Below are 11,130 nucleotides of genomic sequence, written 5' to 3' on the forward strand. Positions count from 1 at the left end.
GTTGGCCTTCGGGTCGGCCGCGGACTGGGCCAGCGCGTCCAGCTTGACCGAGGAGATCCACTTGCCGTCCGCCGTCTGGAGGGCGAAAGGGAGGGCGGGATCCGGTCGGCGGGCGCGGCGCCGGCACCGAGATGGACTGCTTTTCGGCCAATCGGATGGTGCGAGGGGGTGAACGGTCGGCTGATCGCGGTCAACCCCTTCCGGGGCGGGCAGGACGCTCCTAGCATTGCGCGGCGCACCGGACGTGTGACGCCCCTCACGTTCGACCGTTCCCCCCGTGTGACAGCGACGCCGCAGGAGTGAGGAGACAGCGTGGACTCGCCGCCGCTCAGCACCGCTACGGAAGCCCAACTCATTGATGACAGTGAGGAGTTCAGGACCCTGCGGCGCTCGTTCCGCAGCTTCGCCTTCCCGGTCACCATCGGCTTCGTGCTCTGGTACCTGCTCTACGTGCTGCTCTCCTGCTACGCCCCGGGCCTGATGGGCACCAAGGTCCTCGGGCACGTCAACGTGGCCCTGGTGCTCGGGCTGCTTCAGTTCGCGACCACCTTCGCCATCGCCGCCTGGTACGCCCGCTACGCGGACCGGCGGATCGACCCGTCCGCCACGGCGATCCGCGAGGCGCACGGCGCCGTCGTCCACCCACCCCGGGAGTCCGCCGAATGAGCCTGCTCGCCAGCTCCGCCACCGAACACCGCGGCCTGACGATGGCCCTGTTCGGCGTCTTCGTCCTGGCCACCCTCGGCATCACCGTCTGGGCCGGTCGGCAGACCAGGAGCGCCTCCGACTTCTACGCCGGCGGCCGCGGCTTCACCGGCTTCCAGAACGGCCTGGCCATCTCCGGCGACTACATGTCCGCCGCCTCCTTCCTCGGCATCGCCGGGACCATCGCGCTCAGCGGCTACGACGGCTTCCTCTACTCGATCGGCTTCCTGGTCGCCTGGCTGGTCGCCCTGCTGCTGATCGCCGAACCGCTGCGCAACTCCGGCCGCTTCACGATGGCGGACGTGCTCGCGTTCCGGATGCGCCAGCGCCCGGTGCGCACCGCGGCGGGCGTCTCCACCATCGTGGTGTCGATCTTCTACCTGCTTGCCCAGATGGTCGGCGCCGGCACCCTGGTGGCCCTGCTGCTGGGAGCCGAGGGGAACGCCGCCAAGCGCTGGACCATCGTCGGGGTCGGCGCGCTGATGATCGTCTACGTGGTGATCGGCGGGATGAAGGGCACCACCTGGGTGCAGATCGTCAAGGCGGTGCTGCTGATCGCCGGCGCCGCGCTGATGACCGTCCTGGTCCTGGCCAAGTACCACTTCAACCCCTCCGAGCTGCTCGGCGCGGCGGCCAGCGCGAGCGGCAAGGGCGAGGCCTTCCTCCAACCGGGGCAGAAGTACGGCAGCGGCACCGCCAAGCTCGACTTCATCAGCCTGGGCATCGCGCTGGTGCTCGGCACCGCCGGCCTGCCGCACATCCTGGTCCGCTTCTACACCGTGCCCACCGCCAAGGCGGCGCGGAAGTCGGTGCTGTGGGCGATCGGCATCATCGGCGTCTTCTACCTGATGACCCTGGCACTGGGCTTCGGCGCGGCCGCGCTGGTCGGCTCCAAGGCGATCAAGGCGGCCAACGCGGCGGGCAACACCGCGGCCCCGCAGCTCGCCGAGGCGCTCGGCGGCGGCGCCGGGACCACCGGCGGCGCGATCCTGCTCGCGGTGATCTCGGCGGTCGCCTTCGCCACCATCCTCGCCGTGGTCGCCGGGCTCACGCTCGCCTCCTCGGCCTCCTTCGCGCACGACCTCTACGCCAACGTGCTCCGGCGCGGGAAGGCGAGCGAGAAGGAGGAGGTCCTGTCGGCGAAGTGGGCCGCGGTCGCGATCGGGGCGGTGGCGATCGTGCTCAGCCTCTTCGCGGACAAGCTCAACACCGCCGCCCTGGTCGCCCTGGCCTTCGCGGTCGCCGCCTCGGCGAACCTGCCCACCCTGCTCTACTCGCTGTTCTGGAAGCGCTTCACCACCGCCGGCGCGGTCAGCTCGGTCTACGCCGGACTGGTGACCTCGGTGGTGCTGGTGGTCTTCTCCCCGGTGGTCTCCGGCGCGAAGACCTCGCTCTTCCCACACTCCGACTTCCACTGGTTCCCGCTGGAGAACCCCGGCCTGATCTCCATCCCGGTCGGCTTCCTGGCAGGCTGGCTCGGCACCCTGCTGTCCACTGAACGGTCCGACCCGGCGAAGTACGCTGAACTGGAGGTCCGCTCGCTGACCGGACTGGGCGCCCATTGATCGTCCCGCGATGACTATGCTGGCCCGGCCCGCCGTCGCGGTGGCCGGGCCGGCCGCATCTCGGGGAAGGACGCACGTGCTGCTCGACACCTTCGGACGACAGGCCGTCGACCTGCGGGTCTCCCTCACGGACCGGTGCAACCTGCGCTGCACCTACTGCATGCCGGAGGAGGGCCTGCAGTGGCTGGCCAAGCCGGACCTGCTGACCGACGAGGAGATCGTCCGGCTGGTCACCGTCGCGGTGCGCGACCTGGGCGTGCGCGAGGTCCGCTTCACCGGCGGCGAGCCGCTGCTGCGCCCCGGGCTGGTCGCCGTCGTCGCCGCCTGCGCGGAGCTGGAGCCGCGCCCGGAGCTCTCGCTGACCACCAACGGCATCGGGCTGGCCCGCACCGCCACGGCGCTGCGCGAGGCCGGCCTCGACCGGGTCAACGTCTCGCTGGACACCCTCGACCCCGAGGTGTTCCACACCCTCACCCGCCGCCACCGCCACCAGGACGTGCTGGACGGGCTGGCCGCCGCCGAGGCCGCCGGGCTGGCGCCGGTGAAGCTCAACGCGGTGCTGATGCGCGGGGTCAACGACCACGAGGCGGCCGACCTGCTGGCCTGGTGCCTGGAGCGCGGCTACGAGCTGCGCTTCATCGAGCAGATGCCGCTGGACGCCCAGCACGGCTGGGACCGGACGTCGATGGTCACCGCGACGGAGATCCTGGACCTGCTGCGGGCCCGTTTCACGCTCACCCCGGAGCCGTCCGAGCGCCGGGGCGCGGCACCCGCCGAGCGCTGGGTGGTGGACGGCGGCCCCGGCCGGGTGGGCGTGATCGCCTCGGTCACCCGGCCGTTCTGCCGGGCCTGCGACCGCACCCGGCTGACCGCCGACGGCCAGGTGCGCAACTGCCTGTTCGCGACCGGGGAGACCGACCTGCGCACCGCGCTGCGCTCGGGCGCGGACGACGCCGAGCTGGCCGCGCTGTGGCGGGCGGCGATGTGGGGCAAGAAGGCCGGGGCCGGGATCGACGACCCGGAGTTCCTCCAGCCCGACCGGCCGATGTCCGCGATCGGCGGTTAGGCCGGCTTCTCGGCGCTCCCGGCAGCGGCGTCGGCGGGCCCGGCGGCCTCCGGGGTCCAGTCGGCGAAGGCGACGACCTCCTTGAGGAAGCCGCGCACCCCGAGGAACTGGGACAGGTGCTCGCGGTGCCCGTCGCAGGCGAGCCAGGTCTTGCGGCGGTCCGGGGTGTGCAGCTTGGGGTTGTTCCACACCAGCACCCAGCCGGCGTCCGCCCGGCAGCCCTTGGCGGAGCAGATCGGCGTCTGCGGGGTGTCCATCGGGCCGTCCTCAACGATTGGCGGGTACGTCTGCACCGTCAGTCTGTCACGCCCGCCCGGCCCGACCGGATCCGGGCATGGCGACGCCGGGCAGCCACGGGGGGAGCCGCCCGGCGTCGGTCCGTCGCTCCGACGGGGGATGCGGAGCGCGTACGCAGTATGTCACGCCAAGACCCTCGGATGGGGAGGTCTTGCATGATTAATCTGAGCTTCTTCTGAGCTTTCGCCGAGCCGAACGGGGGTGAAGCGGCACGAAACGGACGGTCAGTCCACGTCCTGTGAAGAATCGGTGGGAACGGCCTTCGCCTCTCCGGTCCCGGCCTTCGCACCCGCACCACCCGTCCCGCCGGGGCCGAGCATCAGCGGGGTGTCGAGCGGGATGTCGAAGGTGCTCGGCAGCCCCGGGGCCCGCTCCCGGCCCGCGTTGGCGATCAGCACCGCGAAGTACGGCAGCAGCACGGCGCCCGCCAGTGCGGCGAACGCCAGCACCCGCTGGACGTCCCACAGCACCACGGCGAGCAGCACGCACACCGTACGGAGCAGCATCGAGATGACGTAGCGGCGCTGGCGCCCGCGGACGTCCTCGGTGAGGCTGCTGCGCGCACCCGTGATCCGGAAGACCTGCCCGCCGCCGGCACTCTTGCCCATGTGTCCTACCGCCCTCGTCGCGCACCCGCGCGCCTGGCCGCGCGGCCTCCTCACGGTACGCCCGGGTGCGGGCGGCGACGAGACCGGGTGGGCCGGACCCACCCGGTCGGGTACGCGAAGGGCCTGTCCGGCGGAGCGGACCCACCCGGTCGCGTACCGCGGGGGCTACGAGCGCCGGGAGAGGTACCGCGGGGGTACGGCGTCGGTGAGCCAGACGCCGTTCTCGCTGAGCCGGAACTCGTGGCCGGCCGCCGTCATCGCGGCCGCGTTCACGGTCAGCACCACCGGACGGCCGTGCCGGGCGCCGACCCTGGTCGCCGTCTCGGTGTCCGCCGAGAGGTGGACGTCCTGGCGGGCCATCGGGCGCAGGCCCTCGCGGAAGATCGCCGCCAGGTGCCGGTCGGCGGTGCCGTGGTACAGCACGGACGGCGGCACGGCGGCGGCCAGACCGAGGTCGACCGCCACCGTGTGGCCCTGGTTGGCGCGGATCGAGAGACCGTCCGGCGAGTAGCCGAAGCGGCGCTTGTTGTTGCTCGCCACGACGTGGTCCAGCTCGGCCCGGGTGAGCGGGCGGCCCTTCGCCGCCAGGGCGGTGAGCAGCTCGTCGATCCGGACCCAGCCGGCCTCGTCCAGCGTCAGGCCGACCAGTTCCGGTTCGTGCCGCAGGATCCGCGACAGCGTCTTGCTGACGCGGACCAGGCGCTTCTCGTCCATCATGTCTCTCGTATCCCCCCGTCGGTTGTCAGCTAAGAGGCCTGGCTGACCGAACTCATGTTGAAGTCCGCGACACGCACGGGTGGCATCGCGGTGCGGGTGACGTCGTCGCTCCACTCGCGGGGCAGGCAGCGTTCGGTGCGGCCCACCTCGGTGATCCGGTTCAGCAGGTCCACCGGGGACTCGTTGAACCGGAAGTTGTTGACCTCGCCGACGACCTCGCCGTTCTCCACCAGGTAGACGCCGTCCCGGGTGAGCCCGGTGAGCAGCAGCGTCGCCGGGTCCACCTCGCGGATGTACCAGAGGCAGGTGAGCAGCAGGCCGCGCTCGGTGCGGGCGATCATCTCGTCCAGGGTCGGCGCCGACTCCTGGTCGGCCGTCTCCAGCACGAGGTTGTCGATCGCCGGGCGCAGCGGCAGGCCGGTGAGGGCGGCCGCGTGGCGGCTGGTGATCAGGTCGTTCAGCACGCCCTCGCGGATCCACTCGGTGGCGGCGATCGGCTGGCCGTTGTCGAAGACCGAGTAGTCCCCGCCGGTGGAGTGGGTGAGCACGAACGGCGCGGCCTCCAGGCCGGGCTCGCGCGGGTCGGAGCGCAGCGTCAGCGGCTGGGCGCTGAGCTTCTCGCCGATCCGGGTGCCTCCGCCGGGCTTGGCGAAGACCGTCCGGCCCTCCTGGGCGTCCCGGCCGCCGGAGGACCAGTTGAGGACGATCATCAGGTCGGCGACGGCCGAGGGCGGCAGCAGCGTCTCGTACCGCCCGGCCGGCAGCTCCACCTTGCGGGCGCTCCAGCCGAGCCGCCTGGTCAGCTCGGTGTGCAGGGCGGTGACGTCGACGTCGGTGAAGTCCCGGGTGGAGGCGCCCACCCAGGCCGAGCCGGCCGGGTCGGTGGTCTTGGCGTTGATCTCGACCATGCCGGTGGGCTGGTCGTGGCGCAGCCGCAGGCCGGTGGAGCTGCCCAGGTAGCTGGAGGTCAGCTCGTGCCGGGCGAAGCCGTACAGCAGCTCGCCCTGGGAGGCGGCGCGGGCGAAGGCCTCGCCGAGGGCCGGGCCGAAGGCGTCGAACACCTCGATGGAGGTGACCGCGGGCGGCTCGGTGAAGTCCGGCGAGGAGGGCCGGTCGGCGACCAGCGGCTGGGCGTCCTCGGCCGGGCCCGCCGCGCGGGCGGCCTCCTCGGCGGCCCGCACCAGGCCCTCCACCTCGGCCGCGATGACGGCCTCGCGGGAGACGACGCCGGAGGCGGTGCCCTCGGCGCCGGCCACGGTGGCGATCACGGTGAGGCGGCGGCCACGGGTGACGCCGTTGGTGGTCAGCGAGTTGGCGGCCCAGCGCAGGTTGGCGGTGGACTCCTCGTCGGCGATCACCACGCAGCCGTCGGCGCGGGAGAGGCCGAGCGCCAGCTCGACGAGTTCGTGGGGCTGCGTCGCGGTCATCAGTGACCCGCCTCCTGCTGGGTGTTGAGCACGTTGACGTTGCGGAACAGCGCCGACGGGCAGCCGTGGCTGACCGCCGCGATCTGACCGGGCTGCGCCTTGCCGCAGTTGAAGGCGCCGCCGAGGAAGTAGGTCTGCGGGCCGCCGACCGCCGCCATCGAGCCCCAGAAGTCGGTGGTGGTGGCCTGGTAGGCGAAGTCCTTGACCTGGCCCGCGAGTTCGCCGTCCTTGATGGCGTAGGCGCGCTGCCCGGTGAACTGGAAGTTGTACCTCTGCTGGTCGATCGACCACGATCGGTCGCCGACGATGTAGAGGCCGTTCTCGACCTGGGCGAACAGGCCCTCGGTGTCCGGGCCGTCGGCGGCGGGCTCGAGCGAGACGTTGGCCATCCGCTGCACCGGGACGTGCGCGGGGGAGTCCGCGAAGGCGCAGCCGTTGGAGCGCTCGAAGCCCTTCAACCCGGCGATCCCGCGGTCGAGTTGGTAGCCGACCAGGACGCCGTCCCGGACCAGGTCCCAGGACTGGGTGGCCACGCCCTCGTCGTCGTAGCCGATGGTGGCCAGGCCGTGCTCGGCGGTGCGGTCGCCGGTGACGTGCATCAGGTCGGAGCCGTACCGGAGCGAGCCGAGCTGGTCGAAGGTGGCGAAGGAGGTGCCGGCGTAGGCGGCCTCGTAGCCGAGCGCGCGGTCCAGCTCGGTGGCGTGGCCGACCGACTCGTGGATGGTCAGCCAGAGGTTGGTCGGGTCGATGACCAGGTCGTAGCGGCCCGCCTCGACGCTCGGGGCGCGCATCTTCTCGGCCAGCAGCCCGGGCAGTTCGGCGAGTTCGGCGTCCCAGTCCCAGCCGGTGCCGGTCAGGTACTCGTAGCCGCGGCCGACCGGCGGGGCCAGGGTCCGCATCGAGTCGAAGGCGCCGGTGCGCTCGTCGACCGAGGTGGCGTCCAGCTCGGAGTCCACCCGGATCCGCTGCTGGGTGGTCACCGTGCCGGCGGTGTCCGCGTAGAACTTGTTCTCCTGGACGGTCCGCAGCGAGGCCTGGACGTGCGAGACGCCCTCGGCGGCCAGCAGCCGGGAGCTGCGCTCGGCGAGCAGCGCGGTCTTCTCGGCGTCCGGCACCTCGAAGGGGTTGACCTCGTACGCGGAGACCCAGGTGACGTCCCGGTACACCGGCTCGTCGGCCAGCTCGACCCGCTCGGTGGAGCCGGCCGCCCGGCTGATCCCGCCGGAGAGGCGGGCCACCGCGACGGCCTGCTCGGCGACCCGGGCGGCCGCGTCGGGGGTGAGGTCGACGCCGGCGGCGAAGCCCCAGGCGCCGTCCAGCAGCACCCGGACGGCGAAGCCGAGCCGCACGCTGTCGGAGGTGCCGGCCGGGCGCGCGTCGCGCAGCCGCCAGGAGGCGCTGCGGATCCGCTCCAGGCGGAAGTCGGCGTGGCTCACGCCCAGTTCGCGGGCGCGGGTGAGGGCGGCGTCGGCGAGGGGGCGCAGCGGCAGGGCGAGGAACAGCGGGTCGACGGCGCGCCCGTGCGGCGCGCCGGAGCGATCGGCCGGGGGGATCGGAGGCAAGCGGGCTCCCAGGTCGCGGAGGGTGGCGGTGCGGGGCCACAGGGGCGCCCGCACCGCATCATGTCCCGTCCACCGGGTTTCCGGCCAGCGCATTTCGGCCGGTGCGCCGCGGTGCCGGCGGGCGCGCGCCGCGGTGTCGGCCGGTGCCGTCCGGCGGCCGGCTCCGGCTGCCCGGGGGCGCCGCCGCGGTCCGTCAGCCGACGGCCTCCCACCAGCCGTCCAGCTCCGGCGGGTTGTCGACGTCGACCCGCTCGCCGGGGCGCGGCACGGCCAGTGGGACGGCCTGCTCCTTGGCGGCCCGCACCAGCCGCTCGACCGGCTCGGCCCACGGGTGCAGGCCCAGGTTGAAGGTGCACCAGTGGACGGGCACCAGCAGACCGGCGGCCAGGTCCCGGTGGGCGAGGACGGCGTCCTCGGGGGTCATGTGGATGTCCGCCCAGGCCGCGTCGTAGGCGCCGATCTGGACCAGCGCGGCGTCGAACGGGCCGTGCTGCTCGCCGATCCGGGCGTAGCCCTCGAAGTAGCCGGAGTCGCCGGTGTAGAAGACCTTGCGGTTCGGGCCGGCGACCACCCAGGAGCCCCACAGGGTGGTGTTGCGGGTCAGGCCCCGGCCGGAGAAGTGGTGCGCCGCGGTGAGGGTGAGCACCAGGCCGCCCAGGGTGCAGGTCTCGTCCCAGTCCAGCTCGATGATCCGGTGCTCGGGGACGCCCCAGCGGCGCAGGTGGGCGCCGATGCCGAGCGGCACCGCGAAGGGCGCGGACTGGCTGCGCACCAGGCGCTTGACCGTCGCCATGTCCAGGTGGTCGTAGTGGTCGTGCGAGATCAGCACCGCGTCGACCTGCGGCAGCTCCTCCAGCTCCACCGGCACCGGGTGCAGCCGCTTGGGGCCGACGTGCGCGGCGGGGGAGCAGCGGTCGCTCCAGATCGGGTCGAGCAGCACCCGGAAGCCCTCGATCTCCACCAGCGCGGAGGCGTGGCCGTACCAGGTGACCTCGACGCCCTCGGCGGCCGGCCCGGGCGGGGTGGCGGGGCGGACGGTCGGCACCGGGCGGGCGGGGACGCGGCCCTCGCGCTCGAAGAGCATCCGGCGGGCGGTGGCGCCGTCGAAGCCCGGGGCGGCGGTGGCGCGGGCGAGCGCGGAGGGCGCGTTGTGGAAGACGCCGTCGCGGTACTGCGGGGAGTTGCGCACCCGCTCCTCGCGCTCGCCGTCCGGCCGCCGCCCGAACGCCGCCGGCAGGTCGCGCAGCGACCAGGCGGCCGCGCCCAGGCCGGCCGCCAGGGCGGTGAGGGCCAGCAGTCGTCCGCGTCGGTGGGTGCTCCCGGGCCGTGCCTTGGTCATCCGCTCTGCCTTCGTCGCTCGCCGGGATGGTCGGGGATCGGTACGGCAGGTCCCGGGCCGGCCCGCACCACGGGGGCAACGGGTGCGCCCGTGCGTGTTGTTCCCGTACAGTCGCCCCGATCCGGGCAGCGCCCGGGCCTGGGCGATGTCCGCCGCCGGGACGGCTCGGGCGGGCGCGGATTGTCGGATTGCGACAGATCCGCCGGGAAGGCGCTGTGGGAGCCCGATGCGCCGCCGCCGCCGACCGCCCGATAGCGTCACACTGCGTACGCATTCCGCCGTACGCGCTCACACACGGAGAGAGGTGGATCGTTGAGCCGCTCGGTTCTCGTCACCGGAGGAAACCGGGGCATCGGCCTCGCGATCGCCCAGGCCTTCGCCGAGGCGGGCGACAAGGTGGCCATCACCAGCCGCTCGGGCGAGGTGCCCGAGGCGCTGGCCAAGTACGACGTCCTCGCGGTCAGCTGCGACATCACGGACGCCGCGCAGGTCGACGCCGCCTTCACCGAGATCGAGCAGAAGCACGGCGCGGTCGAGGTGCTGGTCGCCAACGCGGGCATCACCAACGACACCCTGCTGCTGCGCATGACGGAGGAGGACTTCACCTCCGTCGTCGACACCAACCTGACCGGCACCTTCCGGGTGGTCAAGCGAGCGTCCAAGCTGATGATGCGCGCCCGCAAGGGCCGGGTCGTGCTGATCTCGTCCGTGGTGGGCCTGTCCGGCTCCCCGGGCCAGGCCAACTACGCCGCCTCCAAGGCCGGCCTGGTCGGCTTCGCCCGGTCGCTGGCGCGCGAGCTCGGCCCGCGCAACATCACCGTCAACGTGGTCGCCCCCGGCTTCGTCGACACCGACATGACCGCCGTGCTCAGTGACGAGCGCCGCGCGGAGATCGTCGCCGGCGTGCCGCTGGGCCGCTACGCGGCGCCCGCCGAGGTCGCCTCCACCGTGCGGTTCCTCGGGTCGGACGAGGCCGCGTACATCACTGGAGCCGTCATTCCCGTCGACGGCGGATTGGGCATGGGTCACTGATCATGAGTGGAATCCTCGAGGGCAAGCGGATCCTGATCACCGGCGTGCTGATGGAGTCCTCCATCGCGTTCCACACCGCCAGGCTCGCGCAGGAGCAGGGCGCGGAGATCATCCTCACCGCCTTCCCGCGCCCGAGCCTGACCGAGCGGATCGCCAAGAAGCTGCCGCACCCGGTCAAGGTGCTGGAGCTGGACGTCTCCAGCCCGGAGCAGCTGGCCGGCATCGCCGACCAGGTCCGCGAGCACCTGCCGACCCTGGACGGCATCGTCCACTCGATCGGCTTCGCCCCGCAGGACGCGCTGGGCGGCAGCTTCCTGGACACCCCGTGGGAGTCCGTGGCCACCGCGATGCACGTCTCGGCGTACTCGCTGAAGTCGCTGACCACGGCGCTGCTGCCGCTGATGCAGGACGGCGGCTCGGTGGTCGGCCTGACCTTCGACGCGCAGTTCGCCTGGCCGCAGTACGACTGGATGGGCCCGGCCAAGGCCGCCCTGGAGTCGACCAACCGCTACCTGGCCCGCTACCTGGGCGAGCGGGACATCCGCTGCAACCTGATCGCGGCCGGTCCGATCGGCTCGATGGCCGCCAAGTCCATCCCGGGCTTCGGCGAGCTGGCCGACACCTGGAACCACCGCTCCCCGCTGAAGTGGGACCTGAGCGACCCGGAGCCGGCCGGCCGCGGCATCGTCGCGCTGCTGTCGGACTGGTTCCCGAAGACCACCGGCGAGATCATCCACGTCGACGGCGGTCTGCACGCCATCGGCGCCTGACGCTCCGCCCGTACGCCGCTGCCCGGCGCCCCCTCGTGGGGT

11 protein-coding genes are annotated in these 11,130 nt (G+C 72.9%); 5 read left to right on the plus strand and 6 right to left on the minus strand.

The window, feature by feature from the left end; translation table 11 throughout:
• The first annotated feature begins 312 nt into the window (after nucleotides 1-312).
• From ABZW03_RS27950 to moaA, 3 genes are all read left to right on the plus strand, one after another.
• Complete coding sequence (locus tag ABZW03_RS27950; RefSeq protein ID WP_355263916.1) at nucleotides 313-666, plus strand: DUF485 domain-containing protein; 354 nt, start codon at nucleotides 313-315, stop codon at nucleotides 664-666.
• Nucleotides 663-2,270, plus strand: a complete 1,608-nt coding sequence (locus ABZW03_RS27955) for a cation acetate symporter (protein ID WP_355263919.1) — start codon at nucleotides 663-665, stop codon at nucleotides 2,268-2,270. Before ABZW03_RS27950 ends, ABZW03_RS27955 begins: the two co-directional genes overlap by 4 nt.
• Before the next feature lie 76 nt (nucleotides 2,271-2,346).
• Nucleotides 2,347-3,336, plus strand: coding sequence for a GTP 3',8-cyclase MoaA (moaA, locus tag ABZW03_RS27960; protein WP_355263941.1), 990 nt, complete (start codon nucleotides 2,347-2,349; stop codon nucleotides 3,334-3,336).
• Here moaA and ABZW03_RS27965 read toward each other — a convergent pair.
• From ABZW03_RS27965 to ABZW03_RS27990, 6 genes are all read right to left on the minus strand, one after another.
• Nucleotides 3,333-3,593, minus strand: coding sequence for a hypothetical protein (locus ABZW03_RS27965; protein ID WP_355263922.1), 261 nt, complete (start codon nucleotides 3,591-3,593; stop codon nucleotides 3,333-3,335). The genes moaA and ABZW03_RS27965 overlap by 4 nt on opposite strands.
• A gap of 264 nt (nucleotides 3,594-3,857) precedes the next feature.
• Nucleotides 3,858-4,241 carry a DUF3099 domain-containing protein gene (locus tag ABZW03_RS27970; protein ID WP_355263925.1) on the minus strand — a complete coding sequence of 128 codons (384 nt, stop codon included), beginning with the start codon at nucleotides 4,239-4,241 and terminating at the stop codon, nucleotides 3,858-3,860.
• A gap of 165 nt (nucleotides 4,242-4,406) precedes the next feature.
• Nucleotides 4,407-4,955, minus strand: a complete 549-nt coding sequence (locus ABZW03_RS27975; RefSeq protein ID WP_355263944.1) for an RNA 2'-phosphotransferase — start codon at nucleotides 4,953-4,955, stop codon at nucleotides 4,407-4,409.
• 32 nt (nucleotides 4,956-4,987) lie between these two features.
• On the minus strand, nucleotides 4,988-6,385 hold the full coding sequence (locus ABZW03_RS27980; protein WP_355263928.1) for a metallopeptidase TldD-related protein: 1,398 nt from the start codon (nucleotides 6,383-6,385) through the stop codon (nucleotides 4,988-4,990).
• Nucleotides 6,385-7,947, minus strand: a complete 1,563-nt coding sequence (locus ABZW03_RS27985) for a TldD/PmbA family protein (RefSeq protein WP_355263931.1) — start codon at nucleotides 7,945-7,947, stop codon at nucleotides 6,385-6,387. The genes ABZW03_RS27980 and ABZW03_RS27985 overlap by 1 nt, the downstream gene beginning before the upstream one ends.
• A 193-nt stretch (nucleotides 7,948-8,140) precedes the next feature.
• Entirely contained in the window at nucleotides 8,141-9,286 is a 1,146-nt protein-coding gene (locus ABZW03_RS27990; RefSeq protein ID WP_355263933.1) for an MBL fold metallo-hydrolase, read from the minus strand.
• Between the two features lie 312 nt (nucleotides 9,287-9,598).
• Here ABZW03_RS27990 and fabG point away from each other — a divergent pair, with 312 nt between their 5' ends.
• Both fabG and fabI read left to right on the plus strand, forming a co-directional pair.
• A complete protein-coding gene (gene fabG / locus ABZW03_RS27995; RefSeq protein WP_355263936.1) occupies nucleotides 9,599-10,318 on the plus strand; it encodes a 3-oxoacyl-[acyl-carrier-protein] reductase in 720 nt (239 codons plus the stop codon).
• 2 nt (nucleotides 10,319-10,320) lie between these two features.
• Nucleotides 10,321-11,088: an enoyl-ACP reductase FabI gene (gene fabI / locus ABZW03_RS28000; protein ID WP_355263938.1), complete on the plus strand. Its 768-nt coding sequence runs from the start codon at nucleotides 10,321-10,323 to the stop codon at nucleotides 11,086-11,088.
• Nucleotides 11,089-11,130 lie beyond the last annotated feature (42 nt).

Source organism: Kitasatospora sp. NPDC004799 (genome assembly GCF_040609095.1).
GTDB lineage: Bacteria > Actinomycetota > Actinomycetes > Streptomycetales > Streptomycetaceae > Kitasatospora.

Coding starts and splice junctions, on each gene's coding strand:
- ABZW03_RS27955 (WP_355263919.1), top strand. CDS start 663: ATGAGCCTGCTCGCCAGCTCCGCCACCGAACACCGCGGCCTGACGATG.
- ABZW03_RS27965 (WP_355263922.1), bottom strand. CDS start 3,593: ATGGACACCCCGCAGACGCCGATCTGCTCCGCCAAGGGCTGCCGGGCG.
- ABZW03_RS27970 (WP_355263925.1), bottom strand. CDS start 4,241: ATGGGCAAGAGTGCCGGCGGCGGGCAGGTCTTCCGGATCACGGGTGCG.
- ABZW03_RS27975 (WP_355263944.1), bottom strand. CDS start 4,955: ATGGACGAGAAGCGCCTGGTCCGCGTCAGCAAGACGCTGTCGCGGATC.
- ABZW03_RS27980 (WP_355263928.1), bottom strand. CDS start 6,385: ATGACCGCGACGCAGCCCCACGAACTCGTCGAGCTGGCGCTCGGCCTC.
- ABZW03_RS27990 (WP_355263933.1), bottom strand. CDS start 9,286: ATGACCAAGGCACGGCCCGGGAGCACCCACCGACGCGGACGACTGCTG.
- fabI (WP_355263938.1), top strand. CDS start 10,321: ATGAGTGGAATCCTCGAGGGCAAGCGGATCCTGATCACCGGCGTGCTG.